24 protein-coding genes are annotated in these 21,454 nt (G+C 62.8%); 9 read left to right on the top strand and 15 right to left on the bottom strand.

The window, feature by feature from the left end:
* Positions 1–288: 288 nt before the first annotated feature.
* Positions 289–1,218 (bottom strand): NAD(P)H-binding protein, encoded by a 930-nt coding sequence (locus tag M1E02_RS03815; RefSeq protein WP_479376837.1) that lies wholly within the window; start codon positions 1,216–1,218, stop codon positions 289–291.
* A 67-nt stretch (positions 1,219–1,285) separates the two neighbouring features.
* On the opposite strand from M1E02_RS03815, the gene M1E02_RS03810 reads away from it, so the two are divergent.
* Positions 1,286–1,618, top strand: a complete 333-nt coding sequence (locus M1E02_RS03810) for a metalloregulator ArsR/SmtB family transcription factor (RefSeq protein ID WP_479376836.1) — start codon at positions 1,286–1,288, stop codon at positions 1,616–1,618.
* A gap of 6 nt (positions 1,619–1,624) precedes the next feature.
* Here M1E02_RS03810 and M1E02_RS03805 read toward each other — a convergent pair whose 3' ends face one another.
* The 8 genes from M1E02_RS03805 to M1E02_RS03770 all read right to left on the bottom strand — a co-directional run bounded on the left by M1E02_RS03805 (position 1,625) and on the right by M1E02_RS03770 (position 9,805).
* On the bottom strand, positions 1,625–2,284 hold the full coding sequence (locus M1E02_RS03805; protein ID WP_479376835.1) for a DJ-1/PfpI family protein: 660 nt from the start codon (positions 2,282–2,284) through the stop codon (positions 1,625–1,627).
* Between the two features lie 112 nt (positions 2,285–2,396).
* Positions 2,397–2,657 carry a hypothetical protein gene (locus tag M1E02_RS03800; protein WP_479376834.1) on the bottom strand — a complete coding sequence of 87 codons (261 nt, stop codon included), beginning with the start codon at positions 2,655–2,657 and terminating at the stop codon, positions 2,397–2,399.
* Between the two features lie 47 nt (positions 2,658–2,704).
* On the bottom strand, positions 2,705–3,946 hold the full coding sequence (locus M1E02_RS03795) for an amidohydrolase (RefSeq protein ID WP_479376833.1): 1,242 nt from the start codon (positions 3,944–3,946) through the stop codon (positions 2,705–2,707).
* A gap of 33 nt (positions 3,947–3,979) precedes the next feature.
* On the bottom strand, positions 3,980–6,820 hold the full coding sequence (locus M1E02_RS03790) for a molybdopterin-dependent oxidoreductase (protein ID WP_479378052.1): 2,841 nt from the start codon (positions 6,818–6,820) through the stop codon (positions 3,980–3,982).
* A 2-nt stretch (positions 6,821–6,822) separates the two neighbouring features.
* Entirely contained in the window at positions 6,823–7,773 is a 951-nt protein-coding gene (locus M1E02_RS03785) for an FAD binding domain-containing protein (RefSeq protein ID WP_479376832.1), read from the bottom strand.
* Positions 7,764–9,041, bottom strand: coding sequence for an XdhC family protein (locus tag M1E02_RS03780; protein ID WP_479376831.1), 1,278 nt, complete (start codon positions 9,039–9,041; stop codon positions 7,764–7,766). The genes M1E02_RS03785 and M1E02_RS03780 overlap by 10 nt, the downstream gene beginning before the upstream one ends.
* A 133-nt stretch (positions 9,042–9,174) precedes the next feature.
* Positions 9,175–9,474 carry a hypothetical protein gene (locus M1E02_RS03775; protein ID WP_479376830.1) on the bottom strand — a complete coding sequence of 100 codons (300 nt, stop codon included), beginning with the start codon at positions 9,472–9,474 and terminating at the stop codon, positions 9,175–9,177.
* Between the two features lie 22 nt (positions 9,475–9,496).
* Positions 9,497–9,805: an ArsR/SmtB family transcription factor gene (locus M1E02_RS03770; protein ID WP_479378051.1), complete on the bottom strand. Its 309-nt coding sequence runs from the start codon at positions 9,803–9,805 to the stop codon at positions 9,497–9,499.
* Positions 9,806–9,988: 183 nt separating this feature from the next.
* Here M1E02_RS03770 and pucL point away from each other — a divergent pair, with 183 nt between their 5' ends.
* From pucL to M1E02_RS03750, 4 genes are all read left to right on the top strand, one after another.
* The gene (pucL, locus tag M1E02_RS03765; protein WP_479376829.1) at positions 9,989–10,897 is read left to right on the top strand and encodes a factor-independent urate hydroxylase; all 909 of its coding nucleotides are present in this window, start codon (positions 9,989–9,991) and stop codon (positions 10,895–10,897) included.
* 129 nt (positions 10,898–11,026) lie between these two features.
* Entirely contained in the window at positions 11,027–12,625 is a 1,599-nt protein-coding gene (aceB, locus tag M1E02_RS03760; protein ID WP_479376828.1) for a malate synthase A, read from the top strand.
* 3 nt (positions 12,626–12,628) lie between these two features.
* Positions 12,629–13,933, top strand: a complete 1,305-nt coding sequence (locus M1E02_RS03755; protein ID WP_479376827.1) for a DUF6986 family protein — start codon at positions 12,629–12,631, stop codon at positions 13,931–13,933.
* Positions 13,930–14,742: a bifunctional allantoicase/(S)-ureidoglycine aminohydrolase gene (locus tag M1E02_RS03750; protein WP_479376826.1), complete on the top strand. Its 813-nt coding sequence runs from the start codon at positions 13,930–13,932 to the stop codon at positions 14,740–14,742. Before M1E02_RS03755 ends, M1E02_RS03750 begins: the two co-directional genes overlap by 4 nt.
* 20 nt (positions 14,743–14,762) lie before the next feature.
* On the opposite strand, the gene M1E02_RS03745 is transcribed toward M1E02_RS03750, so the two are convergent.
* Together M1E02_RS03745 and M1E02_RS03740 are read right to left on the bottom strand one after the other, a co-directional pair.
* A complete protein-coding gene (locus M1E02_RS03745) occupies positions 14,763–15,614 on the bottom strand; it encodes an RCC1 domain-containing protein (RefSeq protein ID WP_479378050.1) in 852 nt (283 codons plus the stop codon).
* A 54-nt stretch (positions 15,615–15,668) separates the two neighbouring features.
* Entirely contained in the window at positions 15,669–15,983 is a 315-nt protein-coding gene (locus M1E02_RS03740) for a hypothetical protein (RefSeq protein WP_479376825.1), read from the bottom strand.
* A gap of 62 nt (positions 15,984–16,045) precedes the next feature.
* On the opposite strand from M1E02_RS03740, the gene M1E02_RS03735 reads away from it, so the two are divergent.
* A complete protein-coding gene (locus M1E02_RS03735) occupies positions 16,046–17,020 on the top strand; it encodes a CHAD domain-containing protein (protein WP_479376824.1) in 975 nt (324 codons plus the stop codon).
* Between the two features lie 3 nt (positions 17,021–17,023).
* Here the strand turns inward: M1E02_RS03735 and M1E02_RS03730 are convergent, their stop codons facing one another.
* Both M1E02_RS03730 and M1E02_RS03725 read right to left on the bottom strand, forming a co-directional pair.
* Positions 17,024–18,199: a zinc-dependent alcohol dehydrogenase gene (locus tag M1E02_RS03730; protein ID WP_479376823.1), complete on the bottom strand. Its 1,176-nt coding sequence runs from the start codon at positions 18,197–18,199 to the stop codon at positions 17,024–17,026.
* A gap of 62 nt (positions 18,200–18,261) precedes the next feature.
* Positions 18,262–18,675, bottom strand: a complete 414-nt coding sequence (locus tag M1E02_RS03725) for a CBS domain-containing protein (protein WP_479378049.1) — start codon at positions 18,673–18,675, stop codon at positions 18,262–18,264.
* A 261-nt stretch (positions 18,676–18,936) separates the two neighbouring features.
* Here M1E02_RS03725 and M1E02_RS03720 point away from each other — a divergent pair, with 261 nt between their 5' ends.
* The 3 genes from M1E02_RS03720 to M1E02_RS03710 are packed head-to-tail and all read left to right on the top strand — an operon-like array spanning position 18,937 to position 20,354.
* The gene (locus M1E02_RS03720; RefSeq protein ID WP_479376822.1) at positions 18,937–19,176 is read left to right on the top strand and encodes a hypothetical protein; all 240 of its coding nucleotides are present in this window, start codon (positions 18,937–18,939) and stop codon (positions 19,174–19,176) included.
* A 2-nt stretch (positions 19,177–19,178) separates the two neighbouring features.
* Positions 19,179–19,538 carry a VOC family protein gene (locus M1E02_RS03715; RefSeq protein ID WP_479376821.1) on the top strand — a complete coding sequence of 120 codons (360 nt, stop codon included), beginning with the start codon at positions 19,179–19,181 and terminating at the stop codon, positions 19,536–19,538.
* Between the two features lie 3 nt (positions 19,539–19,541).
* A complete protein-coding gene (locus tag M1E02_RS03710) occupies positions 19,542–20,354 on the top strand; it encodes an SDR family oxidoreductase (RefSeq protein ID WP_479376820.1) in 813 nt (270 codons plus the stop codon).
* Here the strand turns inward: M1E02_RS03710 and M1E02_RS03705 are convergent.
* Both M1E02_RS03705 and M1E02_RS03700 read right to left on the bottom strand, forming a co-directional pair.
* The gene (locus M1E02_RS03705; protein ID WP_479376819.1) at positions 20,351–21,061 is read right to left on the bottom strand and encodes an HAD family hydrolase; all 711 of its coding nucleotides are present in this window, start codon (positions 21,059–21,061) and stop codon (positions 20,351–20,353) included. The genes M1E02_RS03710 and M1E02_RS03705 overlap by 4 nt on opposite strands.
* Entirely contained in the window at positions 21,061–21,369 is a 309-nt protein-coding gene (locus tag M1E02_RS03700; protein WP_479376818.1) for a YegP family protein, read from the bottom strand. The genes M1E02_RS03705 and M1E02_RS03700 overlap by 1 nt, the downstream gene beginning before the upstream one ends.
* Positions 21,370–21,454: the final 85 nt, after the last annotated feature.

The following is a 21,454-nucleotide window of genomic DNA, read 5'->3' as shown; positions in this document are numbered from 1 at the left end:
GTTTCCGTGCTGGTGTTCGCAGCGGTTCTTGCTGCTGCCAGGCTGTGGAGCGTCCATCAACAGACGTCGGACTGGGTCCTTTCGCCTAAGGAAGTTCCTTCGAAAGTTCAATTCGCTGGCCGCGAATATAACTGTGGTCCCGATCCGAAGCACACCGAGCGGAATCTGACCGAGCTGACCTCACAGGGTGAAACAGCAGGAGGGGCGAAGATATTTGCGCAGCCGCCTTCCGCTGAAGCGAGAGTCTTCATCGTCGTGCAAACGGATAAGGAGGCCTTCGGGTGCGGCCTAATGGGTGGACCCTAGCAAGTCTCTGCGGCGCAGCCGGACCCACCAGTTCGTGATTCTGAGGTCCTCCAGGCCAAACCGACCCTCTGGAAGGGCTGCCCTGATCCGCTCTTCGTCAAACGGGAGAGTGGGGCGGATTCCTTCGGGGAGTCCGGGTGCGAAAGGTGCCGGCTCACTGACACCTTCAGCAAGCATCCGCGCTTGTGCTTTAGCCACTAGTGGTACCACCATCGTCCACTCAGTTAGCTGCGCGAGGGCACGGATAGCCCAGACAGGGAAGCGCACGAAGACAGGCCGCCGTCCGGCGACATGGGCGATCCGTCGGATAGCCTCACCGAACTCAAGTTCCTCCGCTCCCACGAGGGCGACAGTGTTGTGAGGCACGCGTCCCTCGAGAGCAGCGAGCAGGACACTCACGGCTTCGTGGACAGGTACCGGGCGGACCGTCCGGTCACGATACCCAACAGTGGCGAAAACAGGCCAGGTGCGTACAGCGCGCGTGGCGTGATCCACCATGTGGTCGCCTCGGCCGTAGATCATCCCCGCCTTGAGGATGGTGTGTTCTATTCCGGACTGGCGTACCAGCTCCTCAGCGGCCCATTTCGTCTCGTGATAGGCGGAACCGCAGTCGGGCCGCGCCCCGAGGAAGCTCAGCATCACGATCCGCTGCACCCCCGCCCGGCGGGCAGCCTCGATGACAGCCCGGGTTCCGTCGAGGTGCACGCGGGCGAAGGTTTGGTTGCCGATCTCACGATTGATCCCCGCGCAATGGACGACGGCGTTGCAGCCGGCGAAGGCCGCCGCCAAGGCGTCCACGTCGTCAATCAGCACGCCCATCCGACGGGACACGATAACGGTATCTGCTGGGTCCAGCTGCTTTGCGAGATGACGTCCGACGAACCCAGTACCGCCTGTGATGGCTACACGCATAATGTTGATCCTTCGCTTATTAGCAATATAGCTAAATCCTATATAGCTATTGTGCTATATTGCAAACATGACAGACACAGCGTCAGACATATTTTCTGCTCTCGCGCATCCGACGAGGCGGCAGATCCTGCAGGACCTCAAGGACGGCGAGCTCGCCGCCGGTGAGATCGCCGCGCGCTTCCGGGCAACAGGCCCGACCATATCCCGGCACCTGAGTGTGCTGCGTCAAGCTGGCCTGGTGAGCGAACGGCGCGACGCCAACCGCATCCTGTACTCGCTGGTGGGTGAGCGCCTTGCCCTGTCGGTGGGTGACTTCCTCTCCACCGTCTGCCCGGAGCAGATCGTGCTACGCGAGGTCCGGAAGCGCAGTTCTGGCCGGGCAGCGGAGACACAACCTTAACCGCCTTTACCCCGCTGTCCCGTTGATGGTTCCCGACCGAACGACGTCATCTCTCGTACCGTAGGCATCTTCAACCCATGTGTACTCCATCTGCTTTGCAGTCGCGACTGCCAGATCACGACCAGCTGTCACTTCGACAAGATGCAGGCTCAAGTCGATCCCGGCGGATATCCCGCCTGAAGTGAAGACGTTCCCGTCACGCACCCACCGTCTGTCCCGTTCCACTCTTAGGCTCGGCCACCGGGCGCTGAGGGCACTCTGGTCCTCCCAATGCGTCGTGACACGCTGGTCAGTCAGGATTCCGGCTTCTGCAAGCAGAAAAGCCCCCGTGCAGATAGAGGCCTTCACCGGCGCCTGCGACCTCGAGAGCCAGGAAATCGTTACGTGGTCGCGCTCGACCGCATCGGTCACGCCTCCTGAGACAAGAAGCAGGTCAACCTCGGGATCCTGATCGATGATCTGGTGAGCCCGCAGCGCCAGTCCGCCTCGGGCGGACACCTCACGAGTCTTGGCGATCAGCGAAACGACGAACGGCGGCGTTCCGTTGCGCAGCGGACTGACACGATTGGCGACTGAGAACACCTCGAACGGTCCGCAGCAGTCAAGGACTTCAACTTCGTCGAATATAAAGATGCCAACCCGGGTCGGGGCAGTGGTTTCGCTCATGCCGCGATTCTTCCATAGCAGCACTCGATATCAGGGGTGAGTATTGAGTAGGTGGCCAAGCGCCATTTGCGGCGGACAGAACAACGCCCAATACCGCCTGCGATTCACACCTTCAGTCGCTCCTCCTGAGGCGCCGGATGACGTCGTCGGCAATCCCGGGAATGAAGTCTCCTGGCTGCCTATCCACCCAACGTTTCGCGACCAGGTAAAACCCACCAATCTTCCGGGGATCGTCGAGGTCCACATCATTGCTGGCAATTAGCTGCAGATGGCTCCCCATCCAGCCGACCTCGGCCTCACTTAGCACGCTAAGCGCAGGGCGAGCCAATTCCGACGGCACGGCGGCGGCGGCAGGTTTTCGGAAGAATCTCATCGTTATAAGAATCACACACCATTTGCTGCCTGGAGACGCGATCTCAGCTACTGATCCTTAGCCGGTGGTCCACCCAGATATTCGCGGGCAGCTGTCACCAGCGCCTCAGTACCAAGGCCCAACGTGGGTTGGATACTCGGGGCAAAGTAGGGCGAATGGTTCGATGGAATGTCCTCCGGCATGCGTCCGCTTTCGGCCCACTCCTTGAAGGAGGGCAACGAAGGGTCAGCTCCGCCAAGAAACCAAAAGACGAGTGGTGCACCGGCAGCCTGTGCCAGCATTGCAACATCTTCACTGGCCGAAACGGCGCCCGGGTCAATGACCTTCCCGTGCCCGAACTTCTGCTGGAATGCGGAAGTGATCTTAGCTGCCGCTGCTTCGTCGTTGACCGTCAGAGGGAGGTGCTCTTCATAATGGAATTCCGGCTCGCTGGGAGCATTTGAGGCTGTTGCTTCGCTGCGCACAATCCGTTCAATGGAACCAAGAATCTTGTCCCTGGTCACATTGCTGAACGAGCGAATGCTAAGACCCAATGAGGCAGTCTCAGGAATGATGTTGTTCTTGGTTCCGGAGTGAATCTGTCCCACGGTGACAACAGCAGCATCGCTGGGGGCAAGTTCACGTGAGACGATCCCCTGCAGCCTGACTGTTGCGGCAGCGGCCATGAGGACCGGATCCACTGCGGTTTCGGGACGTGATCCGTGACCGCCCCTGCCGTGCAGCGTGATGTCGAGGGAATCGGCGGAGGCCATGAGGACCCCGGGGCGAATGCCGAACCACCCGGCGGGAAACGGTGCCACATGCTGGCCCAGAACCACATCAGGCTTCGGTACCAGGTCATAAAGCCCGTCTGCAACCATCGTCTGTGCGCCGCCACCCCATTCTTCGGCCGGCTGGAACACTGCGATGAGTGTCCCGCGCCATTCCGCACGCTGGGCCGCCAGGATTTCCACCGCTCCAACCAGGCAGGTGACGTGAACATCGTGCCCACAGGCGTGCATCACCGGCACCTCCCTGCCCTCATGGTCCGCGCCGACGGCCTCACTTGCGTAGTCCAGGCCTGTTGCTTCTTTGACAGGAAGGGCATCCATGTCTGCCCGGAGAAGGACAACGGGACCAGGACCGTTCTCCAGGACACCAACCACACCCGTCTTGCCCACGTTGCGGTGAACTTTGAAGCCGAGATCCACCAGATGCCCAGCAGCGATTTCGGCGGTCCGGACTTCCTGGAACGAAAGCTCCGGGTTGGAATGCAGGTCGCGATAAAGCTCTTCAAGATCGATACTCATGGGCTCACACTTACAGATTGACACGAGCTCTGGCTAGTACTCGGCCCGGGAGTTGTCGGGACGGATGCGCGCTTCCCTCATGCGCAAATACAGCCGGTCGCGGCGGAGAGGCAACTCCGCAAAGCGGATGCCCGTGGCATTCCTGATGGCGTTGGCAAGGGCGGGAGCAACGGGGTTGAAAGGGCTCTCGCTCATGGATTTTGCCCCCAGAGGCCCCAGCTTGTCATTGGTGTCAGCAAAGTAGACCTCGCTCCGCGGAACGTCCGCAAAGGTAGGGATGTGGTACTGCCGGAGAACATCCGTGGTGACCCTCCCGGCGTCGTCCACTTGCACCTCCTCATACAGAGCCGCCCCAAGTGCCTGCGCTATACCGCCTTCGATCTGGCCGCGGCACTGCCTCGGATTGACCACCACTCCGGCGTCCGCCGCTTGCACGCTTTGCAGGATGCGCAGCTCGCCGGTTCCGGTGTTGACTGCCACCCTGAAGCCGTGGACGTTGAAGGCCACCGAGCGCGGTGTCCCGCCCCATTGCCCGTCTGCCGAGAGTTCGACGCCGGCCTGGGCAGCGGCGTCGTAAATCTCAGTCAGCGGCACCCTGGTTCCTTCACAGATCACCGAGTCCCCGTCCAAGACGCAGCCTGACGACTGGACCCGCCGGATGCCGGCCGTGAAGGCACGGATCCGCACCGCAAGGTCTTCGGCGGCTGCGAGGGTCGCCTTGCCTGCCACCACGGTTCCTGTGGAAGCGAAGGCTCCTGAATCGTGTGGCACCAGGTCGGTGTCCGATTGCCGGATGGCGACGCGGCTGGAGGTGGTGGACAGGGCGGTTGCCGCGAGCTGGGCGTGGACCGTGGAGGTTCCGTTGCCGAATTCCGCGGTGCCGACGTCGGCGGCATACGTACCGTCCGGAAGGAGCCTGACGACGGAGTGGGCAAAGTGACCTCTGGGAGGGGCAGTATCGATCATGGAAAGAGCAGTTCCCATGCCAGTGACCCAGCCAGGCCCGGCGTCGTCCAGCCTGGCAGTCCGGTAAGGTTCACCGCCGCGGTCAAGGGCGTCCTGCACCAGGCGGATGCATTGGTCCAGGCCGTAGCTGCCGTAGTGCACATCCTCCTGGGGCTCCGGATGGGTCGAGAGCATCTGGTCCCCTTCCCGGACCATGTTCCGGCTGCGGAACTCTAAGGGGTCCATCCCGATCCCAATGGCCAGTTCATCCATTGCAGATTCAATGGCGAAGATCATCTGGCTCAGCCCATATCCACGGAAGGCACCCGAAGGGACAGTGTTGGTATACACGGCCTGTGCGTCCACCTTCTTGTTCCCACACTTGTACACACCCAGGGATTCGCCGCAGCCATGGAACATGACGCCGGGCGCGTGGTTGCCATAGGCGCCCGTGTTGGTCAGGACCTCCAGTTGCAGGGCTGTCAGCTCGCCGTCGCTGGTGGCTCCGGCCTTGAGGTGAATGGTGAAAGGGTGCCTGACAGTGGAGGAGGTGAATTGTTCTGACCGCGTGAATTCAAGCTGGACCGGCCGCTGGAGCTTCAGGGCCGCGAGCGCCACGATGTCCTCGGTCAGGACTTCCTGCTTGCCGCCGAAGCCTCCTCCCACCCTTCCGGCTACCACCCGCACCTGTTCCTGGGGCAAGCCGAAGACCCGCGCCAAGGTACGGCGGGCCAGGAACGGGACCTGGCTGGACGTGCGGACGGTGAGGCGGCCGTCGTCGTCGAAAGAAGCAATGGATGCGTGCGTCTCCATGGCGACGTGCTGCACCCGCTGGGTCCGGTACGTATGTTCGTGGATGAAGTCGGCCCTGGCGAATCCTCCGGCAAGGTCCCCGAGCTCGGAGTGCAGCTCAGCGGCAACGTTCTGAAGCGGACGGGCTATGCGCGAGGTGTCGGCGTCCTTATCGCCATGGAGAACCGGCGCTCCGGGGAGGATGGCGTCCTGCGGTGTAAAGACCGCGTCCAGGACCTCGTACTCGACTTTCAGGGCGCGCGTCCCGGCTTCCGCCGCGCTCACCGAATCGGCGACGACGGCGGCTACCCGTTGCCCGATGAACCTCACCACGTCATCCAGGACACGGGTGTCATCCGGATCGTCCGTATAGAGCTCATGCTGGGCGCTGGAGAACAGCTGCTCCGGTGAGTCCTCATGGGTGAAGACAGCCATCACACCGGGGATCTGCAAAGCAGCTGTGGCGTCAATGTTCAGTACCCTGGCGTGGGCGTGCGGAGAACGAAGCAGCTTCAGGTGCAGGAGGCCCTGCAGTTCCCCGGGAGGTACATCAAGGCTGTACGGGGCGGAACCGGTGACCACTCCGAGGCTGGCGGGGGCGGGAGCGTCGTCGCCGAGCTGTCCTGGCCGGGGATCGGGCTGGTCCCTGCCGCCGACGCCTGAGGTTTGAGCTCCCGGGTCAGGGTGCCCCTCGTGCCCGCACACCGCATCCTCGATGGAACGGTAGCCCGTACAGCGGCAAAGGTTTCCTTTGAGGCTGCGGTCCAGATTCTCTTTTTGTGCCTGGTCGAAGGTGGCCGCGGTCATGATCATCCCGGCCGTGCAAAATCCGCATTGGAAGCCCTGGCGGTCCAGGAACTGCTGCTGCATGGGATGAAGCCCTGCTTCGGTTGAACCTTCCGCTGAGGCCCCCGCGAGGCCTTCGATGGTGGTGACTTCTTTTCCCTGCGCCCGGACGGCGGGATAGATGCAGCTGTGCACGGGGATCCCGTCCACGTGTACTGTGCAGGCGCCGCAATCACCGGCGTCGCAACCCTTTTTCACTCCAGGATTTCCTTGCTCCCGGAGAAAGGTCCTCAGGCATTGGCCCGGCCTTGGCTGGGACTCTGCCGGGTTCCCGTTGATACCGATAGCCACAGTCACCACCCCCTGCGTCCGGCTGGTGGCCAAAAGTCTCCTGAAACGTACGGTTGGCCGCCTTCGCCGGGGGCTGCCTCCAGCTCAACCCGGATCTCCTCGGCAAGGCGGTACGTCATGTCCTTGCGCCAGGCTGGAAGTCCGTGGACGTCGTCGTGATAGAGCCGGTCCGGAATGGCATCGTTCAGAGCCCGCTCGAAGGCCGCTGCCTGTGGGACGCCGGAACCTGGCCCAAAGCGCAGCTGAACGGGATGCCTGGTTGCGGCCGTGACGGTCAGGACAAAGCCGGCATCGGCGTCGAGCCTTCCGATCAGGAGTACCGCAGACCTTCCCAGATTGCTCAATGAAAGCCTCCGGAACGCCACCCGTGAGCGCAGGGCAGCAGCCGGCAGGCTGATGCTGCGCAGCAATTCCCCCGGTGCCAGGCAGTTCTGCCCGTCACCGGTCACGAAGCCGGCCACGGGCACCGTCCGGCTGACACCCCCGGCGGCGAGCACAGTAGCCACCCCGTCCAGGGCGGCTAACAGCGAGATCATCGGTCCTGCGGGCAAGGCCGTACACAGGTTGCCGCCCACAGTGGACATGTTCCAGACCTTGAACGAGGCAACGAAGGAGTCGCAGCAGGGGCGGATGAGTGCAAGCGCGGGCCAGTCGTCCGGTCCGGCGGCGGCGGTGTACCCGTCGTCCGGCTCTCCGGGATTACTGAGATCCCTGGGCAGATCGTAGAGCTCGGCAACGGTGCAGGTTGCGGCCAGTTCTATGCCTTCCCCGCTCATGGTGATGGCTGGCCAGCCGGTGGAACCGAGGTCCAGCAGACGCTTCAGCGGTCGCCCACCAACAGCGGGGCCGGCATCGGAAAAGAGCACCGTGCCACCGGCCAGCCACGCATCACCCGGCTGCCACTGCCCAGGATCGGCAGTGGGGATGACGGCCTCCACGGTGTTCAGGTCCACGCGCCCTCCGAATGAACTTCTTCTGTGGAGTCTTTTGTTGAGGCGGGGCGCCAGTGGATGGGACCGGTTCCGTCTTTCAGCGAGGCGGGGGCGGCTTGGGCGCCGCGGTTCAAGGTTGCCACCAGTTCAGCCATGATGGAGACGGCAACCTCCGCGGGAGTCACGGCTCCGAGGTCAAGGCCGATGGGGGAATGCAGGCGCCACAACGATTCCGGCGTCACGCCCTCCGCCAGCAGGGACTCCACCCGCCCGCGGTGGCTCTGCCGTGATCCCATGGCTCCCACATACGCCAGCTCAAGCTGAAGTGCCGTAGCAAGGATCGGGACGTCGAACTTGGAATCATGGGTCAGGACACATATTGCAGTCCTGGAATCGATCCGCCCGGCCTCCACCTCCGCTGCCAGATAGCGGTGGGGCCAGTCCGTGATGACGTCGTCCGCTCCGGTGAACCTCTCCTGACGGGCAAAAAGTTCGCGGGCATCGCAGACGGTTACGTGATAATCCAGCAGTCTGGCGGCGGGCAGGAGGGCTGCACAAAAGTCGTTGGCCCCGAAGATCAGCATCCGGGCTTGAGGAAGGCGGCTTTCCACCAGCAGGGTGACAGGCTCCGGCACGTCCTGGCCGGCAGTGGGCAGAATCTGGCCAGAGGCGGGCAGGTTCTGGCCAGACACGACTGAACAGCCCTCTAAGGGAGCCAGCCTGACAAGTCCCGATCTGCCACCGCGAAGCAGTGGCTCCAGCTGGGCCGCTGCGGCGCGCAGGGCAGAATGCTGCGACGGGTCGAGGTCCAGAAGCACGGCAATTTCAGCGGAGGCAGTGACGCTGAAGTGTTCCGGAGCGTTGATCACGACGGCGTCTTTACCGTCCCGGTCCAGCCTGCGGACCAGCGCCAAAGCTGCCCGATCCGGACTCGGATTTTCTGGATCCCATAACTGCGTCCACAACGGTCCGAATTCAAACTGCTCGATATGAACGTCAAGTCGCCCGCCACAGGTAAGGCCCGCCGCGAACGCATCTTCGGCACTGTAGCCAAACGACTCACGGCGGGTGCCGCCGTCGTGCAGTGTTTCCAGCGCAGCCTGCACCACTGCCCCCTCGACGCACCCGCCGGACAGACTGCCCAGCACCTCGCCGGCGGCAGACACGATCATCGACGTACCTACTGGCCGCGGTACGGAACCTGATGCGCCTACCACCGTGGCCACAGCACAGGGCTGGCCGGAAACCGCAGGCTGCCAGTCCCTGACGGAAGGCAATAAATTCAGCATGCTGCGCTCCCTTCGTCCCCCGGCACGTCCCTCGCCGCGGTGTTGTCCATTCTGCTGCCTGTTCTCCGCCGAAGGAAGCAAGCCCCGCCGTGGCGGTGCCATGGCGGGGCTTGCTGGAGTGAGCAGAAGTGGGTCAGTGCTCGTCGTAGTGGTCGCCGTGCTCGGCATGGCGGTGGCCATCATGCACGTAGTCCACGTGATCCCCGTGCTGCACGGTTTCATGTGTGCAGTCCCCGCCGCCATGACGGTGCTCCTGGGCGCTGTGTTCGGCAGGATCGTCGTGCTCGTCGTAGTGGTCACCGTGCTCTGCGTGGCGGTGGCCATCGTGAAGGTAGTCCACGTGGTCGCCGTGCTGCACCGTCTCGTGACTGCAGTCATTACTGCCGTGTGTGTGCTCGGTGAGGGTGTGTTCTGCCTCGAGTTCTTCGGTCATGATTGCTCCTTTATGGCGCCAGTCAGCTGATCTGGCTGCCGTGATGTGGTTCCCGCGTGTGGGCGATGGTGTCACGGATGACGTGGGCAACGTGCTCATCAGCAAGGGCATAGAGGGCCTCCCTGCCTGTGCGCGTGACGGTGACCAGGTTGTTTCCCCGCAGCAATTTCAGGTGCTGGGAAACCAACGGTTGGGAGAGGCGGGTCACCTCCACCAGGCTGCTGACGGATGAGGGTCCTTCTGACAGAACACAGAGAATGTGTAAGCGCGAGGGGGTGGAAAGCGCCTTGAACAACTCAGCCGCCTGGATCAGGGTTTCCTCATCAGTCATCATCAATACATAAACATACATTGATATGTTTTTTTGATCAAAGTGTCAGGCGACCCGGAGTCCGGCCCTTTTTGTAGGCAGTACTTTTTGGGACAGGCAGTACGTTTGGGTCAGGGCAGGAAACATGCTGTTAATTTCGCTGTGCCACCTTGGTTGCATCGACCGGAAGTTGGGAAACAGACCATGAGCGGGAAGATAGTCCTCGGCAGCAACCAGTACGGCAAGGCCGAAGTCCGAGTCGTCAAAATCACCCGTGATACGAAGCGCCACGAGATCGAAGACCTCAACGTGACCTCGCAACTGCGCGGGGACTTTGCCGCCGCGCATCTGGAGGGCAACAACGCCCATGTGGTGGCCACCGACACCCAGAAGAACACCATCTATGCCTTCGCCCGGGACGGGATCGGCTCCCCGGAAGCCTTCCTGCTGAGGCTTGGCGAGCACTTCACCTCGAGCTTCGACTGGATCAGCGGCGGCCGCTGGGAAGCGGAGTCCTACAGCTGGGACCGGATTCAGGTGGCGGGCAAGGACCACCACCATTCGTTCGTACGCAACGGCCGTGAAGTACGCACCGCTGTGCTGGTGCGGGAAGGCGCGGCCGTTCATGTCATCTCCGGCCTCAGTGAACTCACTGTCCTGAAATCGACGCAGTCAGGCTTTACGGGCTACCCCAAGGACAAATACACCACCCTCCCGGAGACAACCGACCGGATCCTGGCTACCGACGTCACGGCCCGCTGGCGTTTCAATCCTTCCCTCGATACGGGCACGTTTGATTTCAACAGGAATTACGACGACGTCAGGCGGCTCCTGCTGGAAGGTTTCGCTGAGAAGTACTCCCACGCCCTGCAGCAGACACTGTTCGACATGGGCACCAAGGTCCTGGCAGCCCATGGCGAGATCGAAGAGATCAGGTTCTCGATGCCTAACAAACATCACTTCCTGGTGGACCTGGCTCCTTTCGGCCTGGACAACCCCAACGAAGTATTCTTCGCGGCAGACCGCCCCTACGGCCTGATTGAAGCCACGGTACTGCGTGAAGATGCCGTACCAGCTGACGCCGCCTGGACGGGCATGGCCGGCTTTTGCTGACGGCTGACCCAATGCCGGTTAGATTGTCCACAGGTTCTTCGTCCCGAATCACGGCAGCGGATGCTGCCGCCGCAGCGGTTGCCCATGCCGCCTCAAACGCAGCCTCAGCTGCCTAGGAAAGGACAGTCGATGGCCCTCACAGTCACCGATCCCCAGCCGGTTTCAAGGGCCGGGGAAATCCTCACGCCAGAGGCGCTCGCCTTCATCGAGGAGCTTCACCAGCGGTTCGCTGCAACCCGTGCTGAGCTGTTGAAGGCACGAGTGGTCAAGCGTGAGCAGGTTGCGCGGACCGGGAAGCTGGATTTCCTCCCCGAGGCTGCCGATATCCGCTCCGGTGACTGGAAAGTTGCTCCCGCTCCGGCTGCTCTCCAGGACAGGCGTGTGGAGATGACCGGCCCTGCTTCTCCCGCAAAGATGGCCATCAACGCCCTGAACTCCGGTGCCAAGGTATGGCTCGCTGACCTGGAAGATGCCAGCACGCCCACGTGGCACAACGTGATCGATTCCATCCTGAACCTTCGCGACGCAGCCCGCGGCACCTTGAGCTACACGTCCCCGGAGGGCAAGGAGTACACCCTCCGCACCGACGCCCCGCTGGCCGTGGTGGTGGCCCGGCCCCGCGGCTGGCACATGGATGAGCGGCACCTGCTGACCGACGGCGAACCCACCGCCGGCGCGCTGGTGGACTTTGGCCTGCACTTCTTCCATGTGGCCGAACAATTGCTCCGCAACGACCACGGCCCGTACTACTACCTGCCAAAGATGGAGAGCCACCTCGAAGCACGTCTTTGGAACGACGTCTTCGTATTCGCGCAGGATTACCTGGGTCTTCCGCAGGGAAGCATCCGGGCGACCGTCCTGATCGAAACCATTCCAGCGGCCTTTGAAATGGACGAGATCCTCTACGAACTGCGGGACCACGCCTCCGGGCTGAACGCTGGCCGCTGGGACTACCTCTTCAGCATCATCAAATACTTCCGGGATGCTGGTCCCACCTTCGTCCTTCCGGACCGTGCCTCGGTAGCGATGACGGCCCCGTTCATGCGCGCCTATACGGAATTGCTGGTCAAAACCTGCCACCGCCGCGGCGCCTTCGCGATGGGTGGGATGGCAGCAGTCATTCCCAACCGTAGGGAGCCGGAGGTAACGGCCCAGGCCTTCGAGAAGGTCAGGGCGGACAAGACCCGCGAAGTGACTGACGGCTTCGACGGCTCCTGGGTGGCGCACCCCGATCTTGTCCCCATCTGCCAGGAAGTGTTCGACGGCGTGCTCGGCGAGCGCCCCAACCAGCTCGACAAGCAGCGTCCCGAGGTTTCCGTCACCGCTGACCAACTCCTGGATATTGCCTCAGCAGGCGGCCAGGTCACCGAAGCCGGGCTGCGGCTGAACCTTTACGTCGCCGTCGCCTACACCGCTGTGTGGATCTCCGGCAACGGTGCAGTGGCCATCCACAACCTGATGGAGGATGCTGCCACCGCCGAGATTTCCCGCTCCCAGGTCTGGCAGCAGATCCGCAACGGAGTGGATCTGGCCGACACCGGCAACACGGTGACCCGCCAACTTGTGGCCGAAATCCTGGCCGAGGAGACTCAGCGCCTGCGTACCGAGGTGGGTGAAGAGGCGTTCGAGAAGTACTATCAGCCGGCCAGCAACCTCATTGCCGATATCTGCCTGTCAGAGGAATACACGGACTTCCTGACCACTCCCGCGTATGAACTGGTGGGCTGATTCGTGAAGGGAGCGGCCCGGGGATCGCTTTCGGGTACGGACCTCGCGCAGATCGATTCACGGCTCGCTGCCACGGACCGGATGCTGGTGCAGAACTACCCCGGCGACGACGGCTCGCGCCAACCCGTTCAGACTGTCTACGTACCGGCGGATACGTTCACGCCGTCGCTTGCCGCAGAGTGGGGTGCCCAGGCGCTTGCAACCGCCGAGACCCGGGGCGGCCTTGTTCACCTCGGGCACCTGCTGGGCCAGGAACGGGCTCTGGCAACCGCCGTCGCCACCAGAGTGGAAGCGAAGTTGAAGAGCGAGCCCATCGAGGACCTCCGCCTCGACTTTGAGGACGGATACGGGGACAGGGGCGACGACGCCGAGGACGCTGACGCTGTTGCAGCCGCTCGCGCGGTGGCCCAGGCCGTTGTCGACGGGAGCTCTCCCCCGTTCATCGGCATCCGCTTCAAGGGGTTGGAGGAATCCACCCGCGCCCGCGGGCTCCGGACCCTGGACCTCTTTATCTCCGGGTTGGCGGAAGCTGGCGAGCTTCCGGCCGGGCTCAGGCTGACGCTGCCAAAAGTAACCACCGTGGCCCAGGTGCAGGCCTTGGAGTTTGTGGTGTCCCGGCTGGAGGAGATCCATTCGCTCCCCCCGGGAAGGCTACAGTTCGAGGTGCAGGTGGAGACGCCCCAGCTCATCCTCGGGCCGGACGGCACCTCGCCGGTGGCCCAACTTCCGCACGTGGTCCCGGGACGGATCAGCGGCCTGCACTACGGCACCTACGATTATTCGGCGTCCCTCCAGATTTCCGCCGAGTATCAGTCCATGGAGCATCCTGTGGCGGATTTCGCCAAGGAAGTCATGCAGCTAGCCGTGGCGGGGACAGGGATCCGGCTTTCAGACGGCTCAACCAACATCATCCCGGTGGGTGAGAATATCGAGACAGCGTGGGTCCTGCACGGGCGGTTGGTGCGGCGTTCCCTGGAGCGTGGCTTCTACCAGGGGTGGGACCTTCATCCGGCGCAGCTTCCCAGCCGTTATGCGGCCACCTATGCCTTTTACCGGCAGGGCCTTATCCCCGCAGCCACGCGCCTCCGGAACTATGTGCAGAGCACGCAAAAGGGTGTAATGGACGAGCCCGCCAGCGCCCGCGCCCTCGCAGCCTTCGTGCTCCGCGGACTGCAGTGCGGCGCCGTTGGAACCGCCGAAGTGAAGCTGCTGGCGGGCCTTGAACTCCCCCAGCTCCGCTCCCTGGCCCACCCGCAAGCCAGCAACACCTCAACCCACCCGTCCACCCCTCCAGGAGCGAACCCATGAGCAGCTACTTTTCTCCGGAAGGCGGGCTGCCACCGCAGACCCAGCTCCTCACGGACCGTGCCATTGTCAAAGAGGCTTATACCGTCATCCCCAAGGGCGTGTTGCGGGATATCGTCACCAGCAACCTGCCGGGGTGGAACCAGACCCGGTCGTGGATTATCGCTCGCCCTATAGCGGGCTTCGCCACCACGTTTTCGCAGCTGATCGTGGAAGTAGCCCCGGGGGGAGGGTCAGAGAAACCGGAGGCCGAATCCGGCGTCGAAGGCGTCATCTTCCTGACGCAGGGCAAGCTGGCTCTGACGCTCGACGGCGATACCCACCTTCTTGAGGCAGGGGGCTATGCCTACCTGGCGGCCGGCTCGGACTGGTCCGTAAGCAACAGTTCGGGGGAACCCGCCACGTTCCAGTGGATCCGCAAGGCCTACGAGCCCCTGGAGGGTTTCCAGGCCAAGTCCTTCGTCACCAGCGACCAGGCTGTCGAGCCCCGGCCCATGCCGGATACCAACGGTGCATGGGCCACCACCAGGTTTGTGGACCCGGACGACCTCGCCCACGACATGCACGTCAACATCGTCACGTTCCAGCCCGGCGGCACCATCCCCTTCGCCGAAACCCATGTGATGGAGCATGGCCTGTTCGTGCTGGAAGGCAAGGCCGTTTACCGGCTCAACGATGACTGGGTGGAGGTGGAAGCCGGTGACTTCATGTGGCTCCGCGCCTTCTGCCCGCAGGCCTGCTACGCCGGCGGCCCAGGTCCTTTCCGCTACCTGCTGTACAAGGACGTCAACCGGCAGATCCGCCTCACCTAGGATTCAGTCCAAGTTTCGGGTCAGCTGCTGGGAAAGAGTTGCCAGTGCGCAGTGTCGCACTGACCGTCGTCGTTATTGCCGGCTGCCAGGACGGACCCATCTGTGCGTAGTCCTAGTGTATGAGTCGAGCCTGCCGCGACCGCCACGACGTCCCTCCACAACGAGACATCGCATTGCCCGTGACTGTTGTCACCGGCGGCGAGCACGCGGCCTCCTGCGACGACGCCGACGGTGTGATGGCTGCCTGCAGATATGGCGACTACGTCGCGCCAAGCAGATACCTCCTGGACGCCAGACGCTCGATCGCCCGTGGCGAGCACACGCCCGTCTGCGGTGAGGGCCATGGTGTGCAGATAGCCCGCTGCAATCGCATGGAGATCGCGCCACCCTGATACCTCGCACTGCCCCCTACGGTTGTTTCCCACGGCTGCGGCCGTGCCATCTGCCCGGAGCCCAACGGAATGCCAGTCTCCTGCTGCGACGGCAACCAGGTCATTCCACATATCAACATCGCAGGCTCCTTCGCTACGCCGGCCCGTCGCGCGTGCTGTCCCGTCTGCGAGGACCGCCAGGGTGCGACGCCAACCAGCGGCGATGCTCACGACGCTCCGCCAGCCATCCACGTCGCACTGCCCGTCATTGTTCCAGCCCGCAGCGACGACAGTACCGTCCGCGCGCAGTCCCACAGTGTGGGATCGGCCAGTGTTGGACGCCGTGTGCACGTTTCCGGCTGCTACTGCGGCGATGCCGCTCCATCCGTCGACCCGGCACTCCTCCGCAGTAGAGATTCCGGCGGTCAGCACGGAGCCCTCCGCGGTCACGCCTAGGGAGTGCCGACGCCCGGCGGCGATAACAGAGCGGGAATCTTCCATAGCCACTAGGGGGTTGTCTCAGGAGTTACGGCGCCGAAAATTAGGTCCAGGAGGCTATGGATTCACGCCGCCCGATGGATCCACGCGGCGCCTGCCCAGCCAGAAGCCGGCCCAGAAAGCAGCTCCCAACAGGGCCACCACAATGAGTGCGATCCCCACCCTGGCTCTAGCTCCGAGAAACACCAGCCCCTCGGGCATGAAGTACTGCTGGGACAATGGCGCGTAGGCAAACCAGCCGTATGTTTCCGTGCTCGGAAGCAGAACAAGGACCAGGCCTGTCAGCAGCACCAACACCAACGCTGCCGCCAGCGCGACCGCCCTTATTCGTTTTGCCCGTGAACTGTCCAGCCCATCCCCCAATGAAGTCATGAGGCAACTGTAGCCCTTCGCCTGGGCTGTAAATCGCCAGCCTCCCGGCCGTAGAGTGAAGCATGGCGGGCACCCGGGATCCTACGGAGACGTCGTCGAATCCGACCTCCGGTGAAGTCCTGCTGGAGTACCTGCGGCGCCAGACAGCGGAACTCCAGCAGCAGGCGCCGCGTGTTCGGAACGACCTGCCGGACTCGGTCCATCAGATGAGAATGTCTGCCCGGCGCCTCCGCGCGGTGCTTAAATCTGCAAGGTCGGTGCTCGCTCCGCCTAACAGGCAGCCAGACGAGGGCAGCCCGGACCTCTCCCACTCCGAGCTGCTTGCTGAACTGAAGTGGCTCTCCGGGGTGTTGGGCAAGGCCAGGGACCCGGAGGTGATCCGGGACCGGTTGACCGCCCTTATGGCGGAGCAGCCGGACGCCCTGCTTGTGGGCTCCGCGGCAGAGCGGATCAAACAAGCCCTCGAGGCAGCGGCCCAGGAAGCGCGTGACGAGGTACTGAAGGCACTCAGCAGCACCCGCTACGGCCGTCTGATTAGGGCCCTGGACTCGCTCCCCGACACCCCGCACCGGGGTGACAAGGCAGCACGGCCGGCCCGCAAGGGGCTGGTAAAGCTGGTCAAGAAGGATGTACGGAGGCTGCGTCGGAAGGCTGCGGCGCTGGAGCAGCCGAAGTCGGAAGACGAAGATTCAGGAGCTGGCTCAAACTCAAACCCGGACTCACGAAACGTAGCTTTCCATGACGTGCGGAAAGCAGCCAAACGGGTACGTTACATTGCCGAGGCTTCCTCCCTGGCCAAGGCCAAGTCCGCTGACCGGATCGAGGAAGCAGCCCACACAATCCAAAAGATTCTCGGCCAGCACCAGGACAGCGTCGTGGCCAGGGAACAGCTTCTGCGCCTGGGAACAAACTCATGGCCGGAGTCGAAGTCCGGAGCAAACAGCAGCTTTACCTTCGGCCGTCTGCACGCCCTTGAAGAACGCCGCGCTGACGAAGCCGAGAAGGAATTCTTCAAGGCCTGGAAGGATTTCCCCTAGAAATCACGGGTTCAGCACCACTTTGATGCAGCCGTCCTCCTTCTTCTGGAACTTCTCGTACAGCGCAGGCGCGTCGCCCAGCCCCGCACGGTGGGTGACGAGGTCCATCACCCCCAGCGGATCGGCGTCGTCCTCCACCAGTGGGAGCAAATCATCAGTCCAGTTGCGCACATTGCATTGCCCCATCCGCAGCTGGATCTGTTTGTCAAACATGGACAGCATGGGCATCGGGCTGGCCTGACCTCCGTAGACGCCGCTGAGGGAAACCGTCCCGCCCCGACGCACCGCATGAAGCGCCGCGTGGAGGGCGGCCAGCCGGTCCACGCCCGCCGTTTCCATCGCCTTCTGCGCGAGCTTGTCCGGCAGCAGCCCCAACGCCTGATGCGCAAACCCTGTTACAGGCGAGCCGTGGGCTTCCATCCCCACAGCATCAAGCACTGCGTCGGGGCCGCGGCCCTCCGTCATATCGCGCAGTTCATCTGCCACGGTCTTGGAGTAGTCGAGCGTTTCCACGCCGTGCCTGGCTGCCATTGCCCGCCGCTCCGGAACGGGATCAATGCCAATGACCCGTTGCCCGAGGTACCGCCCTATCCTCGATCCGAATTGTCCAACAGGGCCAAGGCCGAAGACAGCGAGGGTTCCCCCGTCAGGGACGTCGGCATACTTGACCCCCTGCCAGGCCGTAGGCAGGATGTCGGACAGGAACAGGTACCTCTCGTCGGGCAGGTCCGTTCCCACCTTCACCGGGCCGTAGTCTGCGAAGGGCACCCGCAAGTACTCGGCCTGGCCCCCCGGCACGGAACCGTACAGCTCGGAGTAGCCGAACAGGGCAGCTCCGGAGCCCTTCTCCTTGACCTGGGTGGTCTCGCATTGGGACTGCAGACCCCGGCGGCACATGAAGCACTCGCCGCAGGCTATCCCGAACGGGATGACCACGCGGTCTCCCACCGTCAGGTTGGTCACGGCGCTGCCAACCTCCACAACGATGCCCATCGGCTCATGGCCGATCACATCGCCCTTATGCATGTACGGACCCAGCACTTCGTACAGGTGGAGGTCGGATCCGCAGATGGCAGTGGAGGTGATCCGGACGATCGCGTCGGTTGGTTCCTGGATCACGGGATCAGGAACTTCCTCTACGCTGACGGATCGTTTGCCTTGCCAAGTAAGAGCCTTCATCGTTTGCCTCTCAATGCGATGAGAATCGGATGCGCCAGCCGGACGGCGAAGGGTCCAAAGGATCAGTAGGAAATGAACTCCACGAGCTCGCCCACACGGTCCTCGGGGTAGTTGCGGGCAATATCGGCCTGGCTGAGCATGCCCACCAAGTCATGCCCGTCAATCACCGGCAGACGCCTGACCTGGTGTTCCTGCATGGTCTTGATGGCTTCTTCTATTGAGTCGTCCGCACCAATCGTGACGGGCTTCCCCTCAGCCATCTCGCCTGCCGTGGCGCTGCGCGGATCTCCGCCCTCAGCCAGGCATTTGATGACGATGTCCCTGTCAGTAACCATTCCCTTGAGCCGCTGATCCTCTCCGCAGATGGGCAATGCACCTACGTTGAGCGATTTCATCTTCCGCGCCGCCGCCTCCAGGGTTTCGTTTTCTCCGACGCATTCCGCGCCCGGAGTCATAAAATCGCGTGCCTTCGGCATTTTGCTCACTCCTCACGAGGTCCTCCGGGCGGCAGCTCCCCGGCCCGGAATGGATATGGAATTGGTCCCGGTTGAGGTCATGGCCGACAACTTCCCGGGGGTACTTTGACCGTAGCGCCGAATCAGTTTCCTGTGAAGGTCAGCATGCTTATTAGTTTTGTTTCGGAGAAAAACTAAGCAACCTGATCAAATCCCTTGCCTCCCGGCCCGGAAATTCACTAGCGTTGAAGGTGCCCCAGTCCCCCAAGGAAAGGCAGCATCATGACGCTATACCAGCCTGAGCCCGTCGAGATTTCTACCCGGATGCGGCCGGGAGAATGGACCGAATCCAGCCTCGAAGAGCTGGTCACCACCTATCGGGCAAAGTTGATGGGCATGGGGGCAAGCGTGGCGGACATCGTAACGGAAGTGGACAGAAACGACGACGGCTCCGTCCGCGTATTCGTGGCTTGGCGAAAGGACGATGCCGCCAACGAGGCCGCCACAGGTCAGGCTGTGTAGGGATGCTGAGGGTCGGAACCACCGTGCTTGGCGTCGGCGATGTCGCCAGGGCAACTGCATTCTGGAGCGCCGCCCTTGACTATGCTCCCCAGGACAACGGGGACGACACGTGGGTAATTCTGAACCCGCAAAAGGGCGACGGCGCCCGGCTGGCGCTGATGCTCAGCGAGACTCCCGTTCAATTCCACCCCCGGATCCACCTTGATCTCTGGGCGGACAACCAGGAAGCCGAGGTCCAGCGGCTTCTAAACCTTGGAGCCGAACGCGTTGATTGGGATCTTTACCCGGATGACGCGGACTTCATAGTGCTCGCAGATCCAGAGGGCAACCGTTTTTGTGTCGTCGATGCCAGTGAGGGCTAGAGTATGGAATCTTCATTGCAGGGTTTCAACCCCCGAACAGCAATCGTCACGGGCAGCGACTCAGGCATCGGCAGGGCCACCGCCGTGGCCTTGGCCCGGAACGGCCTGGATATCGGCATTACCTGGCACACCGATCAGGCGGGTGCGGAACACACCGCCGCGCAGGTGCGTGAGGCGGGGAGGACGGCGGTGGTCCGGCAACTGGACACCTCTGACATGCCGGCATGTTCCGGCGTCGTAGATGAACTCGTCGCGGAACTCGGCGGGGTGGATGTTTTTGTCAACAACGCCGGCACTGGTGAAGGCACGCCCTTCCTGGAGCTTGAATACGACACGTGGGCCAAGACCGTGGACGTGGACCTCAACGGGGCTTTCCTGTGCATCCAGGCAGCAGCCCGGCACATGGTCCAGGCGGGCAAGGGTGGCCGTATCATTGCCGTGACCAGCGTCCACGAAACGCAGCCCAAGGTAGGCTCCTCGGCCTATGTGGCAGCCAAGCACGGGCTGGGCGGGCTCATCAAGACAATTGCCCTGGAACTGTCCAGCCACGGCATCACTGCCAATTCCGTCGCTCCGGGTGCCATCTCAACCCCCATGTCCGGGCAGGAGGGCGACGATCCGCCACCCCGGAACGAGCCCGGGATTCCGCTTGGGCGCTCGGGCCGCGCCCAGGAGATTGCGGACGTCATCGCGTTCCTTGCCTCACCGGCATCGAGCTATGTCACGGGTGCCTCATGGGTAGTGGACGGAGGAATGCTCCAGATGGGTCCGATGGCCGGAGCCGCGCTTCCCGACGACGAGTGGCGCGCGCGTTAGCGGGACGCTTTGCTTTGAAGGAGCTTCCCGATGGCACTGTCCCTCAGATTGCCCAACAGCTCCCGCGGGCCCGAATAGATCTCAATGGCGCCCGCATCCCTGAGTTCAGCCTCGCTTGTGCCGCCGCAAGTCACTCCGACTGTGGATATACCGATTTTGGCGGCCGCATACACATCCCATACTGCATCGCCCACGTATACGGTATCGCCGGCGCCCACTCCAACGGCATCCAGGGCAGCCAGGAGGATGTCGGGCTCGGGTTTACTCTCCTTGGCATCATTGGCGCTCGTGGCAGCGTGGATGTAGGAGTCCGAGTTAAGGGCGGACTTGAGCATTTTCAGGTCCTGCTCACGCGCGGAAGAGGCGAGCGCTACGGCGAGCCCGCCTTCGCAGCATTGAAACAGAAGATCGCGGGCACCGTCGAAAGCCCGCAGGAACGGCCAGTAGGTGGAGAAAATCGCGGCGTGCGCGTCCATCACCGAGGTGTCCTTGGCCCTGTCGCGATCCGGTGGGAGGAGATGGGCCACCAGTTTGTCCCCGCCCATGCCCACGGCCCGGTGGATCGAAGCCATGGGCACATCGAAACCTGAGCCCCGGAAGGCGTGCCACCAGGCCAAGGTGTGGAGGTAGGACGAGTCAACGAGTGTCCCGTCCACGTCAAAAAGAACCGCAGCCCGATGCCCCCCGCGGGGTTTGCCGTTGAGCATCAGTGCGCCAGGCCGCTACGCCTTCCTGCGGCTACCAGCTGACCGTGCCCCCCGCCCGCCATAGATTTCCTGGCGGCCTTAACGTGCTGTTTGAGGCTCTGCTTTTTTACGGGTGCGGACTGCTGGTCATGGCTGCGGTCACGGATCAGGCCTGTGCCGGCGATTTCGCGGGCCTTGGCAATGCCTGCCACTGCTGCCTTCTTGGTCGGGAAAGTAACGGAAATAGCCATGAGGGCTCCCGTTCCGTCCAGCATCCTGATGCGGTATCCGCCATCGGGCGCGTCTACGAGTTCGAAATATCCAGACATTGCATCTCCTCCATACTCCACGGCGTCGTGAGGTATTAGTAAGTATACTTACCGATAGCTTAGAGGAAAAACCGGAATAGGTCTT

The organism is Arthrobacter sp. Z5-13, assembly GCF_056499105.1.
Note: the sequence above shows the minus strand (reverse complement) of the source record. Positions and strands in the feature narration are given on the sequence as shown.

Excerpts from the sequence above, each read along its gene's own strand:
- M1E02_RS03745 (WP_479378050.1), bottom strand. The coding sequence starts at position 15,614 with ATGGAAGATTCCCGCTCTGTTATCGCCGCCGGGCGTCGGCACTCCCTA.
- aceB (WP_479376828.1), top strand. The coding sequence starts at position 11,027 with ATGGCCCTCACAGTCACCGATCCCCAGCCGGTTTCAAGGGCCGGGGAA.
- M1E02_RS03780 (WP_479376831.1), bottom strand. The coding sequence starts at position 9,041 with ATGCTGAATTTATTGCCTTCCGTCAGGGACTGGCAGCCTGCGGTTTCC.
- M1E02_RS03710 (WP_479376820.1), top strand. The coding sequence starts at position 19,542 with ATGGAATCTTCATTGCAGGGTTTCAACCCCCGAACAGCAATCGTCACG.
- M1E02_RS03705 (WP_479376819.1), bottom strand. The coding sequence starts at position 21,061 with ATGCTCAACGGCAAACCCCGCGGGGGGCATCGGGCTGCGGTTCTTTTT.
- M1E02_RS03795 (WP_479376833.1), bottom strand. The coding sequence starts at position 3,946 with ATGAGTATCGATCTTGAAGAGCTTTATCGCGACCTGCATTCCAACCCG.
- M1E02_RS03720 (WP_479376822.1), top strand. The coding sequence starts at position 18,937 with ATGACGCTATACCAGCCTGAGCCCGTCGAGATTTCTACCCGGATGCGG.
- M1E02_RS03805 (WP_479376835.1), bottom strand. The coding sequence starts at position 2,284 with ATGAGCGAAACCACTGCCCCGACCCGGGTTGGCATCTTTATATTCGAC.
- M1E02_RS03800 (WP_479376834.1), bottom strand. The coding sequence starts at position 2,657 with ATGAGATTCTTCCGAAAACCTGCCGCCGCCGCCGTGCCGTCGGAATTG.
- M1E02_RS03750 (WP_479376826.1), top strand. The coding sequence starts at position 13,930 with ATGAGCAGCTACTTTTCTCCGGAAGGCGGGCTGCCACCGCAGACCCAG.
- M1E02_RS03715 (WP_479376821.1), top strand. The coding sequence starts at position 19,179 with ATGCTGAGGGTCGGAACCACCGTGCTTGGCGTCGGCGATGTCGCCAGG.
- M1E02_RS03810 (WP_479376836.1), top strand. The coding sequence starts at position 1,286 with ATGACAGACACAGCGTCAGACATATTTTCTGCTCTCGCGCATCCGACG.
- M1E02_RS03730 (WP_479376823.1), bottom strand. The coding sequence starts at position 18,199 with ATGAAGGCTCTTACTTGGCAAGGCAAACGATCCGTCAGCGTAGAGGAA.
- M1E02_RS03775 (WP_479376830.1), bottom strand. The coding sequence starts at position 9,474 with ATGACCGAAGAACTCGAGGCAGAACACACCCTCACCGAGCACACACAC.
- pucL (WP_479376829.1), top strand. The coding sequence starts at position 9,989 with ATGAGCGGGAAGATAGTCCTCGGCAGCAACCAGTACGGCAAGGCCGAA.
- M1E02_RS03735 (WP_479376824.1), top strand. The coding sequence starts at position 16,046 with ATGGCGGGCACCCGGGATCCTACGGAGACGTCGTCGAATCCGACCTCC.
- M1E02_RS03770 (WP_479378051.1), bottom strand. The coding sequence starts at position 9,805 with ATGACTGATGAGGAAACCCTGATCCAGGCGGCTGAGTTGTTCAAGGCG.
- M1E02_RS03740 (WP_479376825.1), bottom strand. The coding sequence starts at position 15,983 with ATGACTTCATTGGGGGATGGGCTGGACAGTTCACGGGCAAAACGAATA.
- M1E02_RS03700 (WP_479376818.1), bottom strand. The coding sequence starts at position 21,369 with ATGTCTGGATATTTCGAACTCGTAGACGCGCCCGATGGCGGATACCGC.
- M1E02_RS03725 (WP_479378049.1), bottom strand. The coding sequence starts at position 18,675 with ATGCCGAAGGCACGCGATTTTATGACTCCGGGCGCGGAATGCGTCGGA.
- M1E02_RS03815 (WP_479376837.1), bottom strand. The coding sequence starts at position 1,218 with ATGCGTGTAGCCATCACAGGCGGTACTGGGTTCGTCGGACGTCATCTC.